Origin of the sequence: Salinimonas sediminis (genome assembly GCF_003429285.1) — a bacterium.
Classification (GTDB): domain Bacteria; phylum Pseudomonadota; class Gammaproteobacteria; order Enterobacterales; family Alteromonadaceae; genus Alteromonas; species Alteromonas indica.
The window spans coordinates 4009233-4033152 of sequence record NZ_CP031769.1; the positions used below are offsets into that span (position 1 = coordinate 4009233).

24 protein-coding genes are annotated in these 23920 nt (G+C 49.1%); 7 read left to right on the forward strand and 17 right to left on the reverse strand.

From position 1 onward, the window contains the following. Positions 1-4 precede the first annotated feature (4 nt). The 9 genes from hflC to D0Y50_RS17670 form a co-directional block, all read right to left on the reverse strand. On the reverse strand, positions 5-895 hold the full coding sequence (gene hflC / locus D0Y50_RS17630; RefSeq protein ID WP_108566795.1) for a protease modulator HflC: 891 nt from the start codon (positions 893-895) through the stop codon (positions 5-7). Between the two features lie 3 nt (positions 896-898). Next, entirely contained in the window at positions 899-2047 is a 1149-nt protein-coding gene (gene hflK, locus D0Y50_RS17635) for an FtsH protease activity modulator HflK (protein ID WP_108566794.1), read from the reverse strand. Positions 2048-2118: 71 nt separating this feature from the next. Continuing rightward, positions 2119-3408, reverse strand: a complete 1290-nt coding sequence (gene hflX / locus D0Y50_RS17640) for a ribosome rescue GTPase HflX (RefSeq protein WP_108566793.1) — start codon at positions 3406-3408, stop codon at positions 2119-2121. A gap of 17 nt (positions 3409-3425) precedes the next feature. Further along, positions 3426-3680 (reverse strand): RNA chaperone Hfq, encoded by a 255-nt coding sequence (gene hfq / locus D0Y50_RS17645; protein WP_108566792.1) that lies wholly within the window; start codon positions 3678-3680, stop codon positions 3426-3428. Positions 3681-3760: 80 nt separating this feature from the next. Beyond that, positions 3761-4696 (reverse strand): tRNA (adenosine(37)-N6)-dimethylallyltransferase MiaA, encoded by a 936-nt coding sequence (miaA, locus tag D0Y50_RS17650; protein WP_117318840.1) that lies wholly within the window; start codon positions 4694-4696, stop codon positions 3761-3763. Next, a complete protein-coding gene (gene mutL / locus D0Y50_RS17655; RefSeq protein ID WP_170145546.1) occupies positions 4689-6509 on the reverse strand; it encodes a DNA mismatch repair endonuclease MutL in 1821 nt (606 codons plus the stop codon). Before mutL ends, miaA begins: the two co-directional genes overlap by 8 nt. Positions 6510-6536: 27 nt before the next feature. Continuing rightward, entirely contained in the window at positions 6537-7877 is a 1341-nt protein-coding gene (locus tag D0Y50_RS17660) for an N-acetylmuramoyl-L-alanine amidase (RefSeq protein ID WP_408640706.1), read from the reverse strand. 52 nt (positions 7878-7929) lie between these two features. Beyond that, positions 7930-8409, reverse strand: a complete 480-nt coding sequence (gene tsaE / locus D0Y50_RS17665; protein ID WP_117318245.1) for a tRNA (adenosine(37)-N6)-threonylcarbamoyltransferase complex ATPase subunit type 1 TsaE — start codon at positions 8407-8409, stop codon at positions 7930-7932. Between the two features lie 63 nt (positions 8410-8472). Beyond that, the gene (locus D0Y50_RS17670) at positions 8473-9975 is read right to left on the reverse strand and encodes an NAD(P)H-hydrate dehydratase (protein WP_117318248.1); all 1503 of its coding nucleotides are present in this window, start codon (positions 9973-9975) and stop codon (positions 8473-8475) included. Here D0Y50_RS17670 and queG point away from each other — a divergent pair, their 5' ends adjacent. Further along, positions 9976-11166: a tRNA epoxyqueuosine(34) reductase QueG gene (gene queG, locus D0Y50_RS17675; RefSeq protein WP_108566788.1), complete on the forward strand. Its 1191-nt coding sequence runs from the start codon at positions 9976-9978 to the stop codon at positions 11164-11166. A gap of 28 nt (positions 11167-11194) precedes the next feature. On the opposite strand, the gene D0Y50_RS17680 is transcribed toward queG, so the two are convergent. The 3 genes from D0Y50_RS17680 to nudC form a co-directional block, all read right to left on the reverse strand. Beyond that, positions 11195-11737, reverse strand: a complete 543-nt coding sequence (locus D0Y50_RS17680) for a hypothetical protein (protein ID WP_108566787.1) — start codon at positions 11735-11737, stop codon at positions 11195-11197. A 17-nt stretch (positions 11738-11754) separates the two neighbouring features. After that, positions 11755-12843, reverse strand: coding sequence for a uroporphyrinogen decarboxylase (hemE, locus tag D0Y50_RS17685; protein ID WP_108566786.1), 1089 nt, complete (start codon positions 12841-12843; stop codon positions 11755-11757). Between the two features lie 125 nt (positions 12844-12968). Beyond that, complete coding sequence (nudC, locus tag D0Y50_RS17690; protein ID WP_108566785.1) at positions 12969-13808, reverse strand: NAD(+) diphosphatase; 840 nt, start codon at positions 13806-13808, stop codon at positions 12969-12971. A 178-nt stretch (positions 13809-13986) separates the two neighbouring features. Here nudC and rsd point away from each other — a divergent pair, with 178 nt between their 5' ends. The 5 genes from rsd (at position 13987) to D0Y50_RS17715 (ending at position 17115) form a co-directional block, all read left to right on the forward strand. Beyond that, positions 13987-14472 (forward strand): sigma D regulator, encoded by a 486-nt coding sequence (gene rsd, locus D0Y50_RS17695; protein WP_117318250.1) that lies wholly within the window; start codon positions 13987-13989, stop codon positions 14470-14472. A 48-nt stretch (positions 14473-14520) separates the two neighbouring features. Then, on the forward strand, positions 14521-14997 hold the full coding sequence (locus D0Y50_RS17700; protein ID WP_108566849.1) for a transcriptional repressor: 477 nt from the start codon (positions 14521-14523) through the stop codon (positions 14995-14997). After that, positions 14987-15451 carry a chemotaxis protein CheX gene (locus tag D0Y50_RS17705; protein WP_108566783.1) on the forward strand — a complete coding sequence of 155 codons (465 nt, stop codon included), beginning with the start codon at positions 14987-14989 and terminating at the stop codon, positions 15449-15451. The genes D0Y50_RS17700 and D0Y50_RS17705 overlap by 11 nt, the downstream gene beginning before the upstream one ends. After that, positions 15441-15878 (forward strand): secondary thiamine-phosphate synthase enzyme YjbQ, encoded by a 438-nt coding sequence (locus D0Y50_RS17710; protein ID WP_218023547.1) that lies wholly within the window; start codon positions 15441-15443, stop codon positions 15876-15878. The genes D0Y50_RS17705 and D0Y50_RS17710 overlap by 11 nt, the downstream gene beginning before the upstream one ends. Positions 15879-15981: 103 nt before the next feature. Continuing rightward, positions 15982-17115 carry an OmpA family protein gene (locus D0Y50_RS17715; RefSeq protein ID WP_108566781.1) on the forward strand — a complete coding sequence of 378 codons (1134 nt, stop codon included), beginning with the start codon at positions 15982-15984 and terminating at the stop codon, positions 17113-17115. A gap of 249 nt (positions 17116-17364) precedes the next feature. Here the strand turns inward: D0Y50_RS17715 and dnaB are convergent, their stop codons facing one another. Beyond that, positions 17365-18753, reverse strand: coding sequence for a replicative DNA helicase (dnaB, locus tag D0Y50_RS17720; protein WP_108566780.1), 1389 nt, complete (start codon positions 18751-18753; stop codon positions 17365-17367). Positions 18754-18975: 222 nt separating this feature from the next. On the opposite strand from dnaB, the gene D0Y50_RS17725 reads away from it, so the two are divergent. Further along, a complete protein-coding gene (locus tag D0Y50_RS17725) occupies positions 18976-20814 on the forward strand; it encodes a GGDEF domain-containing protein (RefSeq protein WP_117318252.1) in 1839 nt (612 codons plus the stop codon). A gap of 4 nt (positions 20815-20818) precedes the next feature. Here the strand turns inward: D0Y50_RS17725 and D0Y50_RS17730 are convergent, their stop codons facing one another. From D0Y50_RS17730 to D0Y50_RS17745, 4 genes are all read right to left on the reverse strand, one after another. Next, positions 20819-21307 (reverse strand): hypothetical protein, encoded by a 489-nt coding sequence (locus tag D0Y50_RS17730; protein ID WP_117318254.1) that lies wholly within the window; start codon positions 21305-21307, stop codon positions 20819-20821. A 455-nt stretch (positions 21308-21762) separates the two neighbouring features. After that, entirely contained in the window at positions 21763-22743 is a 981-nt protein-coding gene (locus tag D0Y50_RS17735; protein ID WP_117318256.1) for a DUF4097 family beta strand repeat-containing protein, read from the reverse strand. Between the two features lie 16 nt (positions 22744-22759). Next, entirely contained in the window at positions 22760-23260 is a 501-nt protein-coding gene (locus tag D0Y50_RS17740; protein ID WP_117318258.1) for a hypothetical protein, read from the reverse strand. Then, positions 23250-23834 carry an RNA polymerase sigma factor gene (locus D0Y50_RS17745; RefSeq protein ID WP_117318260.1) on the reverse strand — a complete coding sequence of 195 codons (585 nt, stop codon included), beginning with the start codon at positions 23832-23834 and terminating at the stop codon, positions 23250-23252. Before D0Y50_RS17745 ends, D0Y50_RS17740 begins: the two co-directional genes overlap by 11 nt. Positions 23835-23920 lie beyond the last annotated feature (86 nt).

Sequence of the window (23920 nt, forward strand, 5' to 3'; positions counted from 1 at the left end):
GCAGTTACTGATCTCTACTGCCGTTTTTGTCATTCATAAAACGGAAGAACTCATTATCGGGTTCTACTATCAGAATATCCTGCTTGCTATCAAAGCTTTTCTTATATGCATCCATGCTACGCAGGAAACTATAAAAATCAGCGTTTTTAGAATAGGTGTTAGCGTAAATCTGCGCAGCGGCAGCATCACCCTCACCACGTACCTGACGGGCGTTACGCTCTGCATCAGCCAGCATTACAGTAATCTTCGCATCGATGTCAGCTCGCAGTACTTCTGCTTGCTCCTGACCCTCTGAACGGTGCTCCCGGGCAACCGCAGCCCGCTCGGCGCGCATCCGCTGGAAAATAGAATTACTGACTTCGGTGGGCAGGTTAATCTGTTTAACCCGCACATCAACAATTTCAATTCCCAACTCATCAGATGAAGTAGAAGCCTGTTCCATCGCCTGATTCATTAATGCTGAACGCTCTCCAGAGACAATCTGGCGAATGGTACGAGTACCAAACTCAGAACGTAGACCATTGTTCACTTTTTGTTTCAGTAGCGCTTCTGCCTGCATTTTATTACCGCCGGTAGACAGGTAATAGCGCGCAAAGTCTTCAATACGCCACTTCACATATGAATCAACAATTAAGTCTTTCTTCTCGGACGTGACAAACCGGTCCGGTGAGTCGTCCAATGTTTGAATCCGCGCATCCAGGGTTTTAACCGAGTCAATGAACGGAAGCTTAGGGTGTATACCCGGCGCAAATACCCGTGTGTCGCCAGTAGCATCATCACGCTGTACTTTACCAAACTGGATAACAATAGCCCGTTCACCTTCGCGAACCACAAACAGTGATCCTGACGCCAGCGCGATAACCAGAATAAGCACAATAACCAACAAATTTTTCATGCGCTATTCTCCTCCGTTATTAAAGCGGCTGCTGCGGGTAGACGAACTATTAGTCCCCGAGTTACGCTGAGTGTTTTGGCCATCTGGCATTTGCAGATCAGGTAACAGATTTTTCATCGACGGTGAATTACCACTGCGCTCCATAATCTTGTCCAATGGCAGGTACATCATATTGTTTCCGTTTTTGGTATCTACCAGTATTTTACTGGTGCTACCAAAGACAGCTTCCATGGTTTCAAGGTATATCCGGTCACGGGTTACTTCAGGCGCTTTTTCATAATGCGGTAGCAATTCTTCAAAGCGAGCAACTTCACCCTGCGCTTCCAGAATAACGCGCTCTTTATAAGCCTGCGCTTCTTCGTTCATCCGGTTTGCCCGGCCACGCGCACGAGGCTCAATTTCACGAGCGTAGGCTTCTGCTTCACGAATAAAGCGTTGTTCATCTTCCTGCGCAGCAATAGCGTCATCAAAGGCATCTTTCACCTCTTCTGGGGGGCGCGCATCGCGGAAGTTCATATCTATAATGGTGACACCTAAATCATACGGTTCCAGAATAGCCTGAAGTTCTTCCCATACGCGTTGACGGGTTACTTCCCGACCATCGGTTAGTACATCATCCATCTCAGAATGACCTACCACATAACGGATGGCACTATCGAGGGCCTGACTAAGGCTGGTTTCAGGGCTTACTACCGCAAATGTCCAGCGGAACGGGTCAACTACCCGATACTGCATTTCCATTTGCACCCGGACTACGTTTTCATCTTCCGTCAGCATGGAACCAGACGAAGCCTGATCTCGAATAGACTGGACATCAACCGGAATGACGGAATCGACAAAGGTAGGTTTCCAGCGTAAGCCGGGTTCCACTTCTGTGTAGTATTCGCCAAACCGCAGGACCACCCCGCGCTCTGCTTCCCGGATAGTATAAAAACCACTGACAAACCAGATGACAACCAGCAGGCCAACTAACAGGCCTACGCCCAGTTTACCCATACTTTTGCCCGAGCCGCCGCCATTGCCGCCACCCATTTTACTGAATTTGCCGAACAGGTTTTTAAATACATCATCCAAATCCGGTGGTCCCTGGTCGCGGCCGCCACGGTTTTTCCAGGGGTCATTATTCTTGCCACCCGGCTCATTCCAAGCCATGCTAATACTCCGTAAAGTGGTTATTGATTATTTACTTAAAGTTATTTTGTTCGCTATCTTATGCCACAATATCAGTGATGCACCACAAAATTAGAAAGTCCGGTTTCTAACCGTTTTTCCAGGCGATTCCAATCTGCCAAAGGCATTTTCACATCAACAACCCAGTCGCCGTCGCTATCGTATGATTCCTGTGAAATACAGTTTAAATCAAACAATACGCCACGTAACCGGCTTTGAGCAGGCGGAATACGCAATGTATAACTTACCATATTTTTCGCCAGACAGTCGGTCAGCGCTTCACCAAGCAGTTCTGCCCCCTGTCCGGTCTGAGCTGATAACCATACCCGAATGGGCATGCCTTCATCATCCCTGTCTATACGCGGCTGCACGCCCTCAAGATTATCTATTTTATTACAGATAATTAACTGCTGTATCTCGCCGGCGTCGATCTCATCTAAAACGGTATTTACTTCATCCATGGTTTCCCGGTAGCGCGCGTCGGATACATCAACCACGTGCAGCAAAATATCCGCTTCCTGCGTTTCCTGTAGCGTAGCTTTAAACGCAGCCACCAAATCATGGGGAAGATGACGAATGAAGCCAACGGTATCGGCTAAAATAGCTTCGCCCACATCCTGCAATTCAATTTTTCGCAAGGTAGGGTCCAGCGTAGCAAACAGTTGATCCGCCGCATAGACATGGGCATCAGTTATTTGATTGAACAGCGTAGATTTTCCCGCATTGGTATAACCTACCAGCGAGACGGTGGGAATTTCTGCGCGCTTACGTGAGCGGCGCCCTTGTTCACGCTGCTTCTGCACCTTTTCTAAACGTCGTAAGATAGTCTTGATGCGGCCCCGAAGCAAACGCCGGTCAGTTTCTAACTGGGTTTCCCCTGGCCCGCGCAGCCCAATACCGCCTTTTTGCCGTTCAAGGTGAGTCCAGCCTCGAATTAACCGGGTAGAGATATGCCGCAATTGCGCCAGCTCGACCTGCAGCTTACCTTCGTGGGTTCGCGCCCGCTGGGCAAAGATATCCAGGATAAGGCCGGTGCGGTCTAATACCCGACATTGGCACATAGCTTCAAGGTTGCGCTCTTGCGAGGGCGACAATGAATGGTTAAATATCACCACATTCGCTTCATGTGCCTTCACCGCAGCAGCGATCTCTTCGGCCTTACCCGATCCCACGAAATACTTGGCGTGCGGCGCATTCCGGGACGTAGTGAGAACGTCTACCGCATTGACACCGGCAGAACTAACCAACAGTTCAAGTTCTGCTAGCTCTTCTTTGGTATTTTCGTCAGTAAAATTGACATGAACAAGGACAGCCTGTTCACCGGCTTCGTAACGGTCAAACAAGCGATGTACCTTTTAAATTATTCAGCTTTAGTATTGTCTGTATCCCCTTGAGTTGCACTAGGCATGGTAATGGCTCGAGCCGGTACCACAGTGGAAATAGCATGCTTATATACCATTTGACTTACTGTGTTTTTCAGTAAAATAACAAACTGGTCAAATGATTCTACTTGTCCCTGCAATTTAATGCCGTTAACAAGATAAATAGACACCGGAATACGTTCCTTGCGTAACGCGTTCAAAAATGGGTCTTGTAGAGATTGCCCTTTAGCCATCTGAAAATCCTTAATTTTTATTATTGAGGTGGTACGCGCACGCGCGACCACTACACTTAATGTATACCACACTCAAACAGTCAGAGTGCGACTTTTGCCAATATTTTGGCCAAATTATCGTTAGCGAATGTGTCCAGCCAGGTTACCGCAGGCCAGCCTCTTAGCCACGTCAGTTGACGCTTGGCTAACTGGCGGGTGGCAATAATGCCTTTTTCCCGCATTTCGGGATAAGACAACGTGCCATCAAGGTACTGCCAAACCTGCCGGTAACCTACTGATCGTATAGCGGGTAAATCCTGATGTAGATCATCCCGCTTAAACAAGTTTTCCACTTCCGCTACCAGACCATTATCCAGCATGATATCGAAGCGCTGCGCAATACGGTCATGCAATACTGCGCGATCGTCAGGTGCAATAGCAAACTGTGTTATGTCGTACGGACACTCGGCACCTTTTTGCTTTTGCCAGTAGGTCAGTGACTTACCGGAGCTGCGATACACTTCCAGGGCCCGGGTTAAACGCTGGGGATCATTTGGATGAATCCGTAACGCGCTGGTCTTATCAACCTCGGCTAACTGTTGGTGTAATGCTTCCCATCCCAGCGTCAGTGCTTCGCGGGCAATATCATCACGAATCTTTTCGTCAGACTTAGGTAAGGGCGAAATTCCGTTTATCAAGGCGTTAAAATACATCATTGTTCCGCCAACCAGCACCGGTATATTTCCCCGCTGATGGATTTCCCCTATTAGACGTATAGCATCTGTGCAAAATTCTGCCACAGAATAGCTTTGCGCAGGGTCTAAAATATCAATAAGCCAGTGTTTTGCCACGGCTTGTTCAGCTGCTGTAGGTTTGGCCGTTCCTATATTCATATCCCGGTAAACCAACGCCGAATCTACGCTAATAATCTCGCAATTCACCGCTTCGGCCAGGTTTAATGCCAGCCCGGTTTTACCCGAGGCGGTAGGCCCCATAATAGCGATAACCGGTAGTGCATCTACTGTGCCATCAGACATCAGGTTCATCCCACTTCTGTAACAGCTGTTCAAGCGTGCGCACTCTACCAAACTCCCTGACCCAATCCCAGCGTTTTGCCAAGGCTTGCGCATCAAACCATTGCCAGATAAGTGAATGCACCTGAGCCGGCCAGGATAACTCCAGCTCGGCTAATGCAGTAGCCAAAGTTGCCTGATTGTCCGCTTTAACCGATACCAGCGCCGGAAATAATGAAACCCAGGGAAGATGTCGGCTGCCTGCTGGTACTTGCTGTAAACGCAGTTTGCCAGCAACCTGATTAATAACAAATCCGAGGTCATTAAGTAAGGTAACGGTTTCCTCCGCAATGGCGGTATTTTCTATTGCCACCGGCATCAGTAACGGTTGGGAAGTCTGACTGTTCTCCAACACACTTAGCCACCATTGCCCCAGTAACGCTTCGGCGTCAATTAACCACACCTGACTTGCCGAGGCAACTATTCGCTGACGGGGGGTTAAAATTAATGCATTTAACTGTTCTGCAGGATTATCCACACTGTCGCTGTTTGGCGTCATCAGCTGACTATAGCTCGTTCGATAAGCCTCGCTGACACTGTTGCCCCGCGGCCCAGCGCCCCCTGCCCGGCTTCCACCCGTGCGGCCGCGAGCCGACGCTCCCGCGCTGCCAAAAGTTGGCCTCTCAGCCTGCGCCCAACCCTCCGCCCAATCCCCCGCCTGGGTACTCTGGCTGGGCTCATCCAAAGGGTGCGACTGTGGGGGAGCGCCAGTGGCTGCTAGAGGCCGGATATAATCATGGTTTAGCCCAGCGTCCTGTACCGCGCCTTCTGCGTTATTAGCCGTTGGCGGTGCCAGCGCATCACTGACCGTTTTTACAATAAAATCGTGAACCAGTCGGCTTTGCTGAAAGCGTACTTCATGTTTGGCAGGATGCACATTCACGTCCACCTGGGCGGGATCGACCGTTAGGTAAACCACAAAGGAAGGCTGCTCGTGGTATCCATAAGCACTTTCATAGGCCTGCCGGATAGCGTGCATAATTAATTTGTCTCGCATAGCGCGATTATTGACAAAAGAATATTGGCAATCGTTACTGCTGCGGGTCACGTTTTCGTTACCCAGCCAGGCCTCTATGGCCATGCCCTGATAATCTAAAGCCACATGGGTGGCATTATCGATGAATTTTTGTCCCACCACCTGCGCAATACGTTGATGATGTTTATCCGCTGCCACTGCTGTGTACCGGCGCACACTTTTACCATTGTGCTTCAAACTGAAGCTGACCTGCGGATGGCTGAGAGCGACCCGTTTAATTACTTCTTCAATATGCTGAAATTCGGTTTTTTCGGCGCGTAGAAACTTACGCCTTGCCGGCGTATTATAAAACAGGTCGGCAACATCAATGGTACTGCCGTCGGGATGCGCGGCCGGGGTGACGGTTACCGTCATGTCACGGCCTTCACAACTGGCCTGCCACGCCTCACGCTGGGCGCCAGGTTTTGAGGTAAGCGTTAATCGGCTGACTGAACTGATACTGGCCAGTGCTTCACCGCGAAAGCCTAACGACAATATACGCTCCAGGTCATTCAGCGTCGCTATTTTACTGGTAGCATGACGGCTAAGCGCTAACTCCAATTCATTTTTTTCGATACCGCAGCCGTTGTCTCGTAACCGAATACGCTTGTGGCCGCCGCGCTCAATATCCAGCTCAATGCGGGTGGCACCGGCATCCAGGCTATTTTCCAATAGCTCTTTTACTACTGACGCCGGGCGCTCCACTACTTCGCCAGCGGCAATCTGGTTGGCTAAGCGAGGGGGTAATAATTGAATGGGCAAAATTAGCGTTCCGTATTAACTGGGTTCTCAGGTACTGGGAATGGTCAGCACCTGACCTATCTGCACCACATCATTGCGCAGGTTATTCGCTTCTTTGATACTGCTGACTTTGACATTATACCGCTGGGCCAGTAATGAAAGCGACTCTCCGCTGCGCACTTTGTGGGTACGATTACGTTCTTTGTGCGCCGCCCATAGGGTGCCATCTGGCGGAACCTGACTGAAATAGCTTTTAGTGGCGTTAAACATAGAGCGCGCTAACCGTTCGCGAAAGGTTTCCCAATTAAGGTTTTTCTCTTCCTGTGGATTAGAAATAAACCCTACTTCCACCAGAATCGACGGAATGTCTGGCGCGGTAAGGACCGCAAAACTGGCTGCCTGGGGAGCACGCTTGTGCAAACGGGTGATTTGCTTCATTTCACCAATAACCTTTTGGCTCAGGTCGTAACTGGCCGACATAGAGTGGTCCATCGACAATCCAATAATAGTTTCTGCCAAATACCGTTCACTGGCATTATCTGAAATAACCTCAGCTGCCCCCCCAAGTAGTTCCGAGTGACGTTCGGTTTTCTCTAACCAGCGACCCAGTTCGGAGTCTGCCCGGCGCATGGAAAGCACCCACACTGAGCTGCCTCTTGGTTCAGGTTGACTAAACGCATCGGCATGAATGGAGATAAGCAAATCGGCTTTTTTCTTGCGGGCTATTTCAGGCCGTTTGGTAGGATAAATATAATAATCACCATCGCGAATCAATACCGACCGCATACCGGGTTCGGCATCAAACATGCCGGCCAGTTTTTTCGCAATACTCAGGGTAATATGTTTCTCATAAGTGCCCGCCGGCCCAATAGAACCCGGATCGTTGCCACCATGCCCGGCGTCTATGGCAACAATAATATCGCGGTCACGGGTATTGCTGGCACTGTCAATTAGCACGTTACTGCTAGCAGAAGACGTGGTCTGCGCTTGTGGCTGACTGTCGGCTAGGTCAACCACTAGACGATGGCCATAAGCCCCGTCGGGCGCGATGGCAAACAAAGTTGGTTCAGCCCGCCGGTTTAGATCAATAACCAACCGAGCTGAGCTACTATTTTTAGGAGTAGAATAGCGCACCCGGCGGACCAAGGAGCCGCTGTCCCCGCTTAAAGCTAAGTCAGCGTCATCGCTGGTACTGGCAAGATCCACCACCACCCGGCTCGGGTTATCTAACGTAAAATAGGTAAATGTCGGCGCCGCCGACAAATCGATTACGACACGAGTTTTATCGGGTGCAGGGGCCACCCGTAAACCAGCGATTTGGTTCGGCGCTGCCTGAACCTGCGCAACCCCAAGCCACGCGACGACCATCATTATAAATAAGCGCACAATACTTCGCCTTTATTGCCATTTAATCATTATTATTTAAGGCTTAGCTCGATAATTATCCTGACACCGAAGCCAGTAGTTCATCCCCAGACTCACTTTGAGCACGCAGGCTGAAACATCGTCCGCTATCAGTTAATTGTATACTAATCAGTAAATCTGCTGCGGCCAACAGGCCTTCACCCCGTTCGGGCCACTCTACCAGACACAGAGTATTGGCCCTAAAATAGTCGCGAATGCCCATAAATTCCAGTTCTTCCGGGTCGGCTAGCCGGTACAAGTCAAAATGATAAATGTTCAGCTCAGCAAGTTCGTAAGGCTCCACCAACGTGTAAGTAGGGCTTTTTACCTTGCCAGCGTGCCCCAGCGCCTGGATCAGATACCGACTAAATGTGGTTTTACCGGCCCCCAAATCGCCTTCAAGATAAATAACCACCCCCTGCCTGGCGGGCAAACCTACCGTTCTTGCAAGTTCCTGGGCCAACGCTTTGGTGTCCTCTTCGGTGTTAACAACAACCGTTTTTTCACGCTTTGTCATGCTTTTCCATACTGCCTGTTTCTGGCCACCTGCTCAGTGTAGTATATACGTAACAATGAGTGGCTATTGCTGATTGATCAGCGTTCTGACTGCATCAAATAAATCGCTCGCCAGCATGCCCCGCTGGCCATAACGCGCAGCCAGGTCATCGCCGGCTTTGGCGTGTAATGTTACACCATAGCGGCTGGCAATATCGACACTTAGTCCTTGTGCAAGTAAAGCACCAAGTATGCCACTTAGAACATCGCCGCTACCCGCTGTTGCCATGCCAGGGTTACCATGGCGACATACCGCTACCGATTTTTCATTATCGATTATCGTTCCAGCGCCTTTTAACACACAGGTGGCATGGTACCGCTGGGCACACTGCTTGGCGTAGTTAAACCGATCACCTTCTACATCCTCTACAGACACCCCCAGCAAGCGCGATGCTTCTCCGGCGTGGGGGGTGAGGATACTTTGCTCGAACGTAAAGGCAGTGGCATGCCGGCTAAGTAAATTCAATGCATCTGCATCCACTACAATAGGCTTTTGTTCACTTTGGCAATGCTTCATTACCGTTGCAAAGGCTTCCTGCGCCCACCCGTCCTGCCCCAGGCCCGGCCCAATCACTACACACGAGGCCCATTCTAATGCTTCCTCCAGGTTTTCACTGGATACCATAAGCTCTGGACGGCCTGCGCTAACCTGAATAATTGAGCCTTCATGAACAAACGCGCGCACCATGCCGGCACCGCAGCGCAGCGCGGCCTCGGCAGACAACCGGATAGCGCCCGCCGTGCCTTTGTTGCCGCCCACACATAATAAGCGGCCATAAGTACCTTTGTGGCTATGCACATCGCGCGGGCCCAACTGGCTAAATTGCTGAATGTCCAACCAACTACCAAAAGGCTTGGCCAATGTTGCGAACGCTTTACCTACGCCTAAATCTTCATACACCAGCTGCCCACAAGACTGTTTACCGGCGCCGGTAGTTAAACCGGGTTTAATACCTACCAGCGTAACGGTCACATCCGCATGGATACACCGCCCCATCGACTGGCCGGTATTGGCATCGAGCCCCGAGGGCACATCAATACTAACCACCGGTACCGCGGAAGCATTAACCGTATCGATAATTTGCGCAAACTCGTTACGAATATAGGTGTTGATGCCGGTTCCCAGTAACGCATCAATGACCAGCCCCGCTTCTTGTAAAAGCGATGCCTCAAACCGTGCGATGGTACCACCAGCATCGCGCCACCGTTGTTGGGCTATTCCTGCATCACCTTCCAGTATCCGATCCGGTTCTACCGCACACACGTGTACCTGCTTTCCGGCCTGTCGGGCACAACTGGCCGCGATATAACCATCGCCGGCATTATTACCCTGGCCCACCAACACCAAGTATGTTTCGCAATCCGGCCGCATCGCCTGACATTGTTTAAAGACCGCCGCGCCTGCGCGTTCCATCAAGGTCAGCAGACTGGTTGCACTTTGCTGCGCGGCCTGGCCTTCATGGCTACGTACTTCATCGGCGCGAAACAGTTTGTATGATAAACTTGAGGTCAATTGAGTATCCAGCATATGAGCGTATCCAGCATCAGTTCGGTAGATTTAGTTAAGTTAACAGACGATATCAAGGCTTGGGGCCAGGCGCTAGGGTTTCAGCAGGTCGGAATCAGTGATATTGACCTTAAACAACATGAGGCTGCCCTACAACAGTGGTTAGATAACGGCTACCACGGCCAGATGAATTACATGGAAGACCGTGGGATGATGCGTGCGCGTCCGGCTGAGCTGGTACCTGGCACGGTGCGGGTGATCAGTGTGCGGATGGACTACTTACCGCCTGATGCATCGTTCGCCCGACATTTAAAAGACAACCACATAGCCTATATCAGTCGTTATGCATTGGGGCGTGACTACCATAAAGTATTACGGAAACGGCTTAAGCAACTTGGCGAAAAAATTACCGCGGCGCTGGCCGATACGCAGTACCGTCCGTTTGTAGACTCTGCACCGGTGCTGGAACATGCAATAGCTGAAAAAGCCGGGCTTGGCTGGACCGGCAAACACTCTTTAACGCTCAACCGCCAGGCAGGATCGTGGTTTTTTCTGGGGGAACTGTTTATCAATCTGCCGTTACCGGTAGACCAACCCGTAGAAGAAGGCTGTGGAAGTTGTAATGCCTGCATTACAATGTGCCCTACCGGTGCAATTGTGGCCCCTTATCAGGTAGACGCCAGAAAATGTATTTCCTATTTAACCATTGAGTACGATGGAGTGATTCCACTGGCCTTACGCCCCCTGATGGGTAACCGTATTTATGGGTGCGATGATTGCCAACTGGTATGCCCTTGGAACCGGTTTGCCAGCGTGACCACAGAGACCGATTTTCAGCCCCGAAAAATGCTTCATGGACAATCGCTGTTGACGTTATTTGAATGGGACGAGGCGCAATTTTTACGCTATACCGAAGGCTCGCCTATTCGTCGTATAGGTTATCAGAAGTGGCAGCGCAACCTGGCGGTAGCATTAGGCAATGCCCGCCCTAGTTTGATAATTTTGTCAGCCTTACAAAAAGCCCTGCCACATGCCGCGGCGTTGGTCGCCACCCACCTGGAATGGGCTATCGAGTGTCAGCAAGAAGGTTTACAAGAGGCTGGCAGTGGCCCGCCCGAGACCGCTACAGCGGTAGCAAAAACGGCCCCGCAGCAACGCAAAACGGCCCGTCTTACCCGGGTTATTGAAAAAGGCTTACCCCGAGACGCTTAGGCCACCGTGGAACAGTCCGCTGGCCGGGTCAGGACTTAACTAACGGGCTGAAGCGCAGGACAAAAAAGGTGGTATCCCCTTCACTGGAGCTACTATTCATTGCCGTGCCGTATTGCCACCAGGGCTGCCCCTGCAATTGTTCCACCATTAAGTCAAACTCATCGGCTGCGCCGGTATATTGCCCGGTTAGTTCACACCCTTCGCGGGTGCAGCGCACAGAATGCAATAATAAGCTTTGCGCATTAGGGTGCAATGTGAAGAAGTCTTTTACCCGCGCTTCGGAGTCAGGATCCTGTCCTGCTTCATCGGCTTTTTGCTGTTTCGCCGCCGCCAATAGATTTTGGCGTTTCACCAAACTTGATTGCCATAGCACTGCTGGCGCGGCCTGCGAAGTAGGTAACGCCGGCCGTGGATCGGTGGCCCCAAGGGCACTGGCTGGCTTATCGTCAAACCGGGCTATCATACGCTGCTTGTCTTCATCGCTCACCGCAAGTTTGTCGTGATAATAGCCAAACTTGTAACCGGCTATCGCAATAAACCCAATCAATACCAGATAAACCCAGCTTTTCATCGTATTAGCCGTCCTAATTATACATGGTAAGGACGGCTAAGGCGGTGCACCGCTTCGACAAACACACCAGCATTGTCAGGTGGTACGTCCAAATGGATACCATGGCCCAGGTTAAAGACATGTCCCGTCCCCTTACCATAACCCGCTAAAATTGTAGCTACTTCTTGTTCAATGCGCTCCGGCGAGGCGTACAACATAGATGGATCCATATTGCCTTGCAACGCGACTTTATCGCCAATCCGCTGACGCGCTTCATCAATATTGATGGTCCAGTCCAGGCCAACCGCATCACAGCCTGTAGCGGCGATGGATTCAAGCCACATACCACCGTTTTTAGTAAATAACGTTACCGGCACCCGACGTCCTTCATTGTGGCGGGTAAGGCCATCGACAATGCGCGCCATATACTGCAATGAGAACTCGTTGTAATCACGCGGCGACAAGACACCACCCCAGGTGTCAAAAATCATCACGGATTGGGCTCCCGCCGCAATTTGCGCATTCAGGTATAACGTTACCGCATCGGCCAGTTTAGCCAACAGCGCGTGTAGCGTGGCGGGTTCTGCAAAAGCCATTTTCTTAATTTTAGTAAACGCCTTACTTGAACCGCCTTCGACCATATAAGTCGCCAGGGTCCAGGGACTGCCTGAAAAACCAATCAGAGGTACATCGCCGTTTAGTTCACGACGAATCGTGCGTACAGCATTCATTACATACTGCAACTCACCTTCTGGGTCAGGCACGCCTATTTTGCTCACATCTGCTGCACAGGTAATAGGCCGGCTAAACTTAGGACCTTCTCCGGTTTCAAAATATAAGCCAAGACCCATGGCATCAGGTATGGTGAGAATATCAGAAAATAAAATAGCGGCATCCAGCTTAAACCGGCGCAATGGCTGTAAGGTTACCTCACAGGCAAGTTCAGCATTTTTGCACAGGGACATAAAATCTCCCGCCTGAGCGCGGGTCGCTTTATACTCTGGCAAATAACGACCAGCCTGGCGCATCATCCACACCGGGGTCATATCTACCGGTTGCTTCATAAGTGCCCGTAAATAGCGATCGTTTTTCAACTCGGCGGCGGGGGTATCTGACTGCTGTGACATATCTTCCTCAAAAATCGGGTTGGCTTTAACGGGCAATAAAAGTGGCAAAGTATAGCAACTTTTGCCTCAGGGGTACGGTTTTTATCAGCGCCGGCAGAGCGACTTTATCTATCAGCTAAATCGCTTTATTTATCATTTTCATGCAACCGCTGAATAACGGCTTCTATCAACCGACCGGCAATCGACTCCACCGGCGGCGTTTTAGGTAGTGCGGTGGTTTTAAACCAGTAAGCATCCACGATTTCATGATCGTCAACCACAATGTCGCCTCCTGCATACTCTGCTAAAAAGCCGACCATCAGCGAATGCGGGAACGGCCAAGGCTGGCTATCGAAATAGCGCAGATTTTTTACTTTGACACCCACCTCTTCCATTACTTCGCGATGTACCGCCTGTTCCAGCGTTTCGCCACTTTCAACGAAGCCAGCCAGGGTGGAATACATTTCTGTATCTTTATGCCGCACACCCCGGGCCAACAGGAGTTCGTCGTTATGATAAATCGCCACAATAATACATGGCGACACCCTGGGATAAGCGCGATGCTGACATCGGCTACACTGTACCGCCATCTCCCATCCTACCTGCTCAGTAGGAGAACCACATTGACCACAATAACGATGGGTACGCAAAAAATGTACATATTGCCAGGCGCGGGCGAATTCCTGAAAAACCTCCTGACTATTGTGCATCAGCAAATGGCGAAGGGATACCCACTGCCAGCCATCAGCGTGAATAGACTCGGCGCCCACATCCAATACCGCCAGCGAGCGTTGCTTACCTTCGCCGTAATCCAGCGCAGGTAATACATGCACCTGGTCAGCGTAATGCGCTAAAAATGGCAGCGCCTGCCAGCCACCCTGGGGGAGCGTGCCCGTACTGTTACTTACCAATACCCGGTCGTTGGCAAACACTATCCAATCGCCGTGGTATGTGTGTAGAGCATCTATACCCGCCTTATTCATCATGATAACAATCAGACCTTAGTATAAAAATATAGGTAAATGATAAAGCCCAGCGAATCCTTATGACAAGCCCGCCGTCCACATGCTGGCAAAATAGCCGATTTGTGCTGAAGTTTGGTGGTGTTATACTCAGCTCATGCTATTAGTGTAAAGCGTTGGCGACACTGCCAAAGAGGCACCTATGCTGGATAAACTCGAACAACTGCAAGACCAATGGGGCGGTCACTCTACTATCGTAGATAGCTGGCTGAACGCGCGCCAGCAATTGCTTATTCATTACTGTCAGCTGGCCGGGTTGAACAAAACCTCAGTTTCATTGCCCGAACAGCAACAAGTCAGCGAATTTTGCAATATGCTAATGGATTACTTATCGGCGGGTCACTTTGAAGTTTATGAGTTGCTGGTAAGCGACGATGATGAAGGGCTTGGGTTAAAGCAACGGGTTTATCCTTTGTTATCTGCTACCACTGATAGCGCACTAAAATTTAACGATGACTTTGCGACAGAGCTAAGTGCGGTGAACAGCCGACGTTTTGATCGTGAACTAGCTGCCCTGGGCGAGGTGCTTGAAGACCGCTTTACCCTTGAAGATAAGCTTATCCAGCATATGTTCGAAGCACATGGGCCTAAGCATATTCAACGGGCTCAACAGGCAAAATCAGACTAATCTGGCCGTGCCGTCGTAGCAATACTATAAGACAGCGATTAAGACATGATGAATAACGCAACATTGATAAATAAGGCACGGGCGTTCTGCGAACAGCGCGGTGCGCGCTTTACGCCACTTCGGGAAAAAGTATACGACATACTGTTGGGCAAGCATGGTCCAATGGGTGCCTACGAATTGTTAGATGCGTTGAAAGAAACCGAAACCAGCGCTAAACCAGCTACCGTGTATCGCGCACTGGATTTTTTACTGGAATTTGGTTTTATTCATCGGCTGGAGTCAACCAACGCATTTGTCGCCTGTTACCATTTTGGTTGCAATCACCCTGTGCAGTTCCTAATTTGCGACAGTTGTGGTGATGTAGCTGAAATACAGTCACAGGGGCTTAAAGCAACTTTAGATAAACAAGCACAGGAGCATGGATTTTCAGTGTCAACACAAACAATTGAAGCACACGGCCTTTGCGCCGATTGCCAACAGGCGGAAAAGGATGAGGTAAAGGGGCAGACACAACATGAATGCTGAGTTTGTAAATCCGTTCATTAGTGGCCTGCTTAACGTGCTGGAAACCATGGCACAAACCACGCTAAAGCCAGGCAAACCGAAGAAAAAACAAACAGATATAGCTAAAGGCGACGTGTCTGGATTGATTGGTATGGTTGGCCCGCAAGTAAAAGGATCCTTGTCTATCACCTTCGATGAAAACCTGGCCCTCACATTGATGGAGCGCATGGTAGGAGAGCGGCCGGAATCAGTCGATGCCGAAGTAGGCGATATGGTAGGTGAGATTACCAATATGATTTGCGGTAACGCCAAACGTGAATTATCGGAAAAAGGCTTTGATTTTGGCATGGCCACGCCGATGGTCGTGTCCGGAAAGCAACATACTATTAGCCATCAGGTTGATGGCCCTAAACTCATTATGCCGTTTCATAGTGATGAAGGCATGGCGCATTTGGAAATCTGTTTTGACAAATAGTTACTGGCACAGCGAAACCATTACAATAGCTGAGAAGCCCCGCGGGTTTCACCTAATTACCGATACTGTTCGCGACGCCCTGCCCCAAATAGCCGATCTGGAGGTTGGCTTGTTGCATTTGTGGCTACAACATACCAGTGCAGGACTAACAATAAACGAAAATGCGGATCCTTCGGTCCGAAGTGATCTGGAAGCCTGGTTTAACCATACTGTGAAAGAAGATACGGCATATTTTACTCACACTTTTGAAGGTAGTGACGATATGCCTGCCCATATTAAGTCCAGCTTATTGGGATGTGAAGTCACCATTCCGGTAGCCAATGGCACGTTACAATTAGGCACCTGGCAAGGCATAGTATTGGCTGAACACCGCAACCATGGTGGTAATCGGCGTATTATTGCCACATTACAGGGACGCCTGGGGTAAGGTGCAGTTATACAGAAATACTCAAACATAGAACAGTTTGGTATAGTATCTGCATATTTCCCGGAATAAGTTTAACACTCAACTTTATACATAGGATGTGACTATGAAAAAAACATTTAATATTGCAGCTGTAGCGCTGGCCGTAATGTCGGCTAACAGTTATGCCCAGGATAATACCGGTAAACCATACGAAAGCTGGATTGGGTTGCACGGTATGTATTACAACGCAGAAGAAACCAAGCCTGCTGATGACATTATGGAAGACGGCTTTGGGTTTGGCGGTGAATACGGCTGGCGTTTCGATGAAAACTGGGCGGTTCGTGCAGAACTGACAGCTTTGGACATCGATTATAAGCAAGTACTGGGCAGCGATGACAGTGTTTCTGGTGTTTCTTATGGTGTAGATGCAATGTACTTCATGCCTAACGACATGTGGTACCTGTTTGGTGGTTATAAGCGCCAAGACTTTGATGAACAACAAAACCTTGCTGACCTGGGTATTGGTAAGCACTGGGATATCTCTGACAAAGTGAAGCTGGTAACTGAAATTGCGGCTTACTATGACTTTGGTCAGGATTACACAGATTATAGCGCTAAATTGGGTGTAGTATTCCCAATGGGTGGTTCAACCTCTTCACAACCTACTGAAGCACCAGCAACGCCGGTGAACCAGGATAGCGATAACGATGGTGTGATGAACAACATGGACGATTGCCCTAACACCCCAGCCGGTGCAACGGTTAACGAACGTGGTTGTGAAATTGGTGACAGCGATAAAGACGGTGTAACTGATGATAAGGACATGTGTCCTGACACACCAATGAACGATAAAGTTGATGCAGACGGTTGTACTGTGTTTGAGGAAGAAGAAGTTACTCATACTGTCCGTGTATTATTCCCACACAACAGTGCAGAAGTTACTGATCCTCGTTCAGAAAACATCGAAGAGTTCGTATCATTCTTTAAACGTTATGGCAAAACTGATGCCCTGATTGAAGGTCATGCTTCTGCTCCTGGTGATGCAGATTACAACATGGATTTGTCTAAGAAGCGTGCTGAAGCATTTAAAAATGTTCTTGTAGAAGAATATGGTATTGATGCTTCACGTCTGACGACAGAAGGTTTCGGTGAAACTCAGCTACTGGATGAGTCAAACACACTGGAAGCTAACCGTATGAATCGTCGTATTCACATTCGTGTGACTGCAACGGTTGAAGTACCAGAAGAACGCAACTAAGCGTTAATCTTGTGCTATCGAAAAAGGCGCCTGAAGGCGCCTTTTTTTGTTGTTTAATAAACGAAGAAACGCACTCTTGCGCGCTATCTTATTGCTACAGCGGACCCGCTATAGCCGCATCGGTATGCTCTGTTTTCTACTCTATCCGGTTTACGCCCATCCTTCCCGGTTCACACCTAAACTTTTCAACCAAGACAGCAGATACTACGCCAAACTGGCTTTATTAATAGCCGCTCGGCCCAGGCATCTTTAGTAATCATCTGCCAGGGCAGGCCCGGCATAATTATCAAAACGGGAAAACTGCCCTTGGAAAGTTAATCGTGACGTTCCAATAGGACCATTACGCTGCTTACCAATAATGATCTCGGCAATACCTTTTTCTTCGCTATTTTCGTGATAAACCTCATCCCGATAAATAAACATAATTAAGTCAGCATCCTGCTCAATGGAGCCTGATTCACGCAAATCTGAGTTAACCGGCCGTTTGTCTGCTCGTTGCTCCAAGCTACGGTTGAGCTGCGACAACGCCACTACCGGCACTTCAAGCTCTTTTGCCAATGCTTTGAGCGAGCGGGAAATTTCAGCGATTTCCAAGGTCCGGTTGTCGCTTAATGACGGTACCCGCATAAGTTGCAGGTAATCGATCATAATCATTGAGATACCGCCGCGCTCCCGGGCCAATTTACGCGCTCTGCTGCGTACATCCATCGGGGTCAGCCCAGAAGAATCATCTATAAACAGGTTATCGCGATCCTTAAGCATTGCCATTGTATTTGAAATACGCGCCCAGTCCTCGTCATCAAGCTGAGCAGTACGAATTTTGGTTTGATCCACCCGACTAAGAGAAGCCAGCATCCGCATCATAATCTGTTCAGAGGGCATCTCTAAACTGAATACCAATACCGGTTTTTCCTCTGCCATCATGGCGTTTTCGCACAGGTTCATTGCGAAGGTGGTTTTACCCATAGAGGGACGCGCGGCAACAATGACTAAATCAGAAGGCTGCAAACCGCTGGTTTTTTTATCCAGATCGCTAAAGCCCGTGGTTACCCCTGTTACCTCTTTATTGGTTTTGATCAAGGCTTCAAGGCGGTCAATAGTTTTGCCCAACACACTGTCTACGCCCACCGGCCCTTCCGAATCGCCGGTACGCTTCTCGGCAATTTCAAAAACTTTGCTTTCAGCGTAATCCAGAATATCGGCACTCACCCGGCCTTCCGGATTGTAGCCAATTTCAGCAATTTCATGGGCTACGCCAATCAACTCACGCGTAATCGCACGCTCGGCAATTATCTTCGAATAAGACACCACGTTGGCCGAGCTCGGCGTATTTTTGGCTAGCTCACCCAGATAGGCAAACCCACCGGCATCTTCTAACTGGTCGTGTTGCTCAAGCTCTTCGGAGACGGTGATAAGGTCTACTGGTTCATTACGGTTCAGTAGCCGCACAATAGCGCGGTAAATGATTTGATGAGAGCGATTGTAAAAATCATTGTCAGTGACGAGTTCGGCAACTTTGTCCCAACTGTCCCGGTCAATAAGCATACTGCCTAAAACTGACTGCTCTGCCTCGATACTGTGAGGGGGGATTTTGAGCTTTTCCACACTTTGATCTTTACCCGAGGACACTACTTTCACAGACACCGACCGCTTGTTTCTTCAAAGACGCTTATTATGCGTTATTTCTGCGTTAAGTTAAATTCGAAAACAAATATACAAGATAACGCAAATTTTCAGCTAACGAAATCTGTCCCAATTTGGACATAATAAGTCCTGTTAAAGCGCATTAGCAGTCATTATTATACCTATCGGTATGTTTACGTGCATTGCGCCACCCCCCTGCCCTGACCCTCGGCTTTTATGTATAAATTTATTTGTTTTTTGTGTTTATTTTTAAGTGCCTGGTGCACCCATGCAAGTGTACTAGAAGCGTACCAGCTTGAGCGACAACGCTTGTTGCAGGTGCCTTACGAACAGCGGTTGGCAGCTCTGCACAAGCACAGCTTTGATTTAACTACCCCGTTGGGCAGGTATTTCTATAATACGGTTCACACCAATACCATCAAAGACATCCCCTATTTTAAGCTTTCTCAAGCTGATATCGCCAGCCTGCGTGAGGATTACCCGCAGGTATACTACGAGCGAGAAGTGTTTGAAACCTGGTTTTCGACCCTAGATTCAGAACAAAAAATTCAGCAATTACGCCAGATAAAAATTATGGCACGAGACAAATCCTGGCCCCGCATTGAACGCTGGGCAACCTCTATTCTTATCGAAGTATTGCAAAGTAATGGCTTTTATCTAAGCGCCATTTTAGAAATGCAGGATGTTATACCCCACGCGCCCCACATAGAAAAAATGGAAACCATGTACGACTATCCGTTAATTGCGGCCTATATGGATATGTCCCGTTCGCTGTATTGGTTAGGAGATTATGCAGGGGCGCTGGAATATTGCCGTAAATATACTCAATACCTGCAAAATGACCCCCAGGTAGCGGAGGAAGGCCTGATTTGCCAGATTGCAGCGTCACTAAAACTGGCAGACTTCGATACCGTGTTTGGGTTAATCCGCCAACTGAGTTTATTGGCCGATACGAGTGGTCTAAAGCAAACCCGTGTAGCCGCATTGCTATACACCGCATTGGCATACCGCGAGCAGGAGTTTTATTCACTGACTTTAAATTATGCCAACGATGCCCTGAGCCTGTTACAAAATAGCGCTGCCAATACACCGGGGAGCTTGTATACCGTATATTTATTGCTCACGTCTGCCCATATCGGCTTGGGCAATACAGATTTGGCACTGCATAATTACGCGCTCATGCAAAAATCCCGCACGCCCGTTCAGCAAGGGATTCGTTATGATATTGATGCCACCCTGGCGCAAGCCCGCATAGCAAGCTTACAACAAAACTTCTCCACGGCCCAGGAACACTATGAACGTGTTATCAGCCTTTACAAGCAGCAACACGGCCAGGGATTTAGTGCCTCTCACTTAAATGATATTACCCGACGGCTTGATTCCCAGCAGCTTTCCTACTTACAGGTTGAGGCGCGCCTGCACCAAGCTCAATCAGAAAAAATGACCTTGCTGGCTATTTTCAGTAGTTTCTTTGCGCTGGTCGCTGGTATTTTGCTGTGGCGATTGTTCCGCCATAAAAAACAAATAGAGAGCTTTTCTCGCATTGATAGCCTTACCGGTATCAGCAATCGATGGTATGCACTGGACTCAATCAAGACCCGGCTAACCACCATGAATCGGGTGGAAGATGTGGTATGCGTAGCTATTTTAGATATTGACCACTTCAAATCGATTAATGACCAGTTCGGCCATCAGGCGGGGGATGCTGTACTGACGCTGTTCGCCAAAATTTGCAAATACCAGTTTCGTCAGGATGATGTTTTCGGGCGCTATGGTGGCGAAGAATTTGTGTTATTGCTTAACCAGTCGAAACTGGAACAAGGGGTGGCAAAAATTGCCGAGTTACGCAATATGATTGCAGCGCAGGACCTTACAGAGTCGGGCGCTCAGGGCAGCCTGCGTTTTTCTTGCGGCCTGGTGGAGGTGTCTGGCAAAGCGGATATATCCACCGTACTTGCGCATTGCGATAGTCTGCTTTATACCGCAAAACGAAACGGCCGTAACCAGACCTCAGCCAGTATTTACGGGCAAACCTATACCCGGCCGGAAGTCTAGTGTATTAACTGTGGCTAAGCTGAACGGTTTTTTCCATTTTGAAAAACACCCCGTCCCACAACATAAATGCTTCTTGATGACCGGTTAAAAATACGGTCTGGCCGGGCATCGACTCACCACTATCACACGCTACGGTGAATGCCTGTACTTTGGTTAGCCCGGCACCCAACATAGAAAGGGGCACATGGTAGGTTTGGGTAAACTGGCTATCATTTAACTTTTGCTCTTGATAAACCGGCCCTTCGCACTGTATTTGTCCCAACAACAGCTGGTCGGCACCGTAATGGTAGGATTGCCCCAACCATTGTTTAGCCTGTTCTTTGCTCATGGCGCTAATTCCGGGCGCCACTGCATCGGTAATTACCCAAGTACCTTCTACCTGTTTGGGTTCCCTGACTGCACAACTGCTTGCTAATATCAGGGTGGCGATAACCGCACCAATCAATCTTAGCTGCACTCTGGATAACAGGCAACTGGCGCGCTGCCATTTCATGATTAACTCCTCTACGACTTCTTATTTCCAGCATCCATTAATAATGGCTGGTCATTACCTATGGGGCATTCGCTTATGCCCGCTCGTTTGTCTTTGGCACCCATAAATACGATAAAGTTCAATAAAAGTGCTGTATAAAAACACATTACCTTCATCTTATATCCACAGTATGTAAAGCAAGAGTTACACTGGCCCTGATATCAAGGCTACTGGCATAGAGGCTGCTGCCTCTGCCATGTTATAACTTTTAATTATACGACGAAGATTTTAAAGAAGTTCAAGTTGTAAAAACAGCCGGAAATGTCCACTCCTCACGGTTTAGCCAGATAATGGCTACGTTCTTCTTTGTGCAGTAAACAAAATCTAGTGTATGCAGGGCGTTTGTGTCACCGGACAGCCGGAAACTATACTTCGCCCCGTCTGTCCACTTCCGTAGTGCCGCCTTTATCCATTGGCTAACGCTTGTTTAAACCTATCGTGCCGTGAACGGTAGATATCTCTACCCGCGCAGTTCCTTGGGCTGTAGTGAATTCAAGCCATTTTGAGGGTCCGTATTTGGCCGATGAAGCCTGCTTAGCGGTAATATTATTGGTGATGTTACCGCCAGCATGTCCTTGAATATCGAAAATTGCAGCAATGTCCGGTTGCATGGTGAGCTCAATATCACCGCCTACCGATGATGCAGAAACATCGCCCGTAGCGGCGACGGTCGTCTCACCGGTTACCCTACCGTTTACGGTTACAATGGCTAATTCTTGCACCTCAGCGGTGGTAAAATTTATTGTCCCGTTCACAGAGTCAAAGCGTGGATGGCGACTGGTGGTGGATACATCAATGGCCCCGTTCACGGTGGCAAAATGTGCATTTTGCTGGCCCGTATGGGTGCCTTTTATATCGCCATTAACTGTTTCAATAGAAAGTTCTCCGGCGACATTATCTAAGCGTATATCTCCATTAACTGTTTCCAGTTTCACCCGACCGGATAAACCACTGACCAGAATATCGCCGTTAATTAACTCTACTTCGCTGCTATTGGTTATAGCAGTAAGTGAAACATCGGCATTCACGGCGGTATACATTAATCTCGACGCTGCCGGAAGTGTGATGGTCAGGATATCTCCCTGGTCTACATCTGAGCTTTTCCAGTCACCTTTGTAACGCTGGGTATCCACTTCAAAACGCACCCCACTACCGCGCTGTTCAAAATCATATTGCTTAGAATTTTCGCCCAGCGTTCCGCTAATTTTGACTGCATCCTGGTCCCAGGTTGTTATGGTTACCCGGCCACTGACATGCTCAATTTCGACATTTGGCTTTGCCCCGACGGCTAATGTCTCATCTATCGTCTGACCGGCCGCTACGGCCCCACTTATGGCGCAACTTAGTATTAGTGAAGCGATACCTACGCCTCCACACATTTTAGCTACATAGTTCATAGTAAATCCTTTAACTTCAAATACGTTGCCATTGGGGCGCGTGCACTCGCTCCACCAGCGTCAGTTGTTGTTGATACACATTTTGCAGCATGCGCAATAATGTGCGGTTGTCTGGATCTTTGGCTAATGCGGCTTTTATCGCTTGAGCCGCATCGTGTAACTCATCAAGTTGCTGCGTCCAGTCGCTGGTTACTGCCGGGGTATCGTGTACCGCCGCCAGCAAAGAGGTTAATTGCGCCTGATGTTGCTGACTTAACACTGTTACCAGGGCGTCGCCGTTAAGCGTTTGGCTGGCCCCGGGGCCCGGGTTATCGATGTAATGGGTTAACCCATAAAGGAAAGCGGTCATCATCAGAGCAGCCATTACCAAATGTCTGGGACCACGGCGGGCCCGGTTATTAACACGTTGGCCCTTGGCTGCAATGGCATGTTCAATGCCCGGCCATAAGTCCCGCGCTGGTGTAGCGTGTCGGGGAAGTCGCTTTAATAGCCTGTCCAAAGGCTGTTCAGTGTTCATGTTCAGCGCCTCCTATCCATTGCGTAAGTAGTTGCCGGGCCCGGTGAAACTGAGCCTTACTGGTACCGCTCGCAATGCCTAACATACGCGCGATATCCTGATGGCGGTAGCCTTCGATGGCATGCAGTACAAACACCACACGGGCGCGTTCGGGTAACTGCACAATTAAGGCTTCTAAATCTATTTCACTGCTACAGTGAGTGGCATTAAGCTGCTGAGCTTCACCACTACTGTCAATATTTAGCATGCGTTGCCACCAGCCCTTTTGTTTACGCATATAGCTAATGGTAATGTTTGCCGTTACGCTGTGTAACCATGTGCTGAAGCGGCTGTGATGTGAATAATTAGCCAGCTTTTGCCACACCTGTATGAAAACTTCCTGGGTCGCATCTTCGGCCAGAGCCCGGTCAGCGGTTAAGCGATAACACAAAGCAAATACCCGCCCGCTGTATTGTTCATAAAGCGTCCGGTACGCCTGTACATCCCCTTGCTGGGCAGCACAAATCAGCGGATCTTTTTCCTGCACTGACTCGGGTAAAGCAGACAGCTTAGTAACTGCCGTGGTAGATTCCATGCGTATGCTCTGCCTGTAACGTAATTTAGGTTCCTGCTAACTTAGTCGTTAACATTATCGTAAAGGTTTGCAGGGAGGCAGATTTT

What these genes read in the sequence shown, in the direction of transcription:
- D0Y50_RS17745 (WP_117318260.1), bottom strand. Translation starts at nt 23,834, where the DNA reads ATGGAATCTACCACGGCAGTTACTAAGCTGTCTGCTTTACCCGAGTCA.
- D0Y50_RS17680 (WP_108566787.1), bottom strand. Translation starts at nt 11,737, where the DNA reads ATGAAAAGCTGGGTTTATCTGGTATTGATTGGGTTTATTGCGATAGCC.
- queG (WP_108566788.1), top strand. Translation starts at nt 9,976, where the DNA reads ATGAGCGTATCCAGCATCAGTTCGGTAGATTTAGTTAAGTTAACAGAC.
- D0Y50_RS17715 (WP_108566781.1), top strand. Translation starts at nt 15,982, where the DNA reads ATGAAAAAAACATTTAATATTGCAGCTGTAGCGCTGGCCGTAATGTCG.
- hflK (WP_108566794.1), bottom strand. Translation starts at nt 2,047, where the DNA reads ATGGCTTGGAATGAGCCGGGTGGCAAGAATAATGACCCCTGGAAAAAC.
- D0Y50_RS17670 (WP_117318248.1), bottom strand. Translation starts at nt 9,975, where the DNA reads ATGCTGGATACTCAATTGACCTCAAGTTTATCATACAAACTGTTTCGC.
- rsd (WP_117318250.1), top strand. Translation starts at nt 13,987, where the DNA reads ATGCTGGATAAACTCGAACAACTGCAAGACCAATGGGGCGGTCACTCT.
- D0Y50_RS17700 (WP_108566849.1), top strand. Translation starts at nt 14,521, where the DNA reads ATGAATAACGCAACATTGATAAATAAGGCACGGGCGTTCTGCGAACAG.
- hflC (WP_108566795.1), bottom strand. Translation starts at nt 895, where the DNA reads ATGAAAAATTTGTTGGTTATTGTGCTTATTCTGGTTATCGCGCTGGCG.
- tsaE (WP_117318245.1), bottom strand. Translation starts at nt 8,409, where the DNA reads ATGACAAAGCGTGAAAAAACGGTTGTTGTTAACACCGAAGAGGACACC.
- D0Y50_RS17740 (WP_117318258.1), bottom strand. Translation starts at nt 23,260, where the DNA reads ATGAACACTGAACAGCCTTTGGACAGGCTATTAAAGCGACTTCCCCGA.
- D0Y50_RS17735 (WP_117318256.1), bottom strand. Translation starts at nt 22,743, where the DNA reads ATGAACTATGTAGCTAAAATGTGTGGAGGCGTAGGTATCGCTTCACTA.
- D0Y50_RS17725 (WP_117318252.1), top strand. Translation starts at nt 18,976, where the DNA reads ATGTATAAATTTATTTGTTTTTTGTGTTTATTTTTAAGTGCCTGGTGC.
- hfq (WP_108566792.1), bottom strand. Translation starts at nt 3,680, where the DNA reads ATGGCTAAAGGGCAATCTCTACAAGACCCATTTTTGAACGCGTTACGC.
- miaA (WP_117318840.1), bottom strand. Translation starts at nt 4,696, where the DNA reads ATGTCTGATGGCACAGTAGATGCACTACCGGTTATCGCTATTATGGGG.
- D0Y50_RS17705 (WP_108566783.1), top strand. Translation starts at nt 14,987, where the DNA reads ATGAATGCTGAGTTTGTAAATCCGTTCATTAGTGGCCTGCTTAACGTG.
- nudC (WP_108566785.1), bottom strand. Translation starts at nt 13,808, where the DNA reads ATGATGAATAAGGCGGGTATAGATGCTCTACACACATACCACGGCGAT.
- hemE (WP_108566786.1), bottom strand. Translation starts at nt 12,843, where the DNA reads ATGTCACAGCAGTCAGATACCCCCGCCGCCGAGTTGAAAAACGATCGC.
- D0Y50_RS17730 (WP_117318254.1), bottom strand. Translation starts at nt 21,307, where the DNA reads ATGAAATGGCAGCGCGCCAGTTGCCTGTTATCCAGAGTGCAGCTAAGA.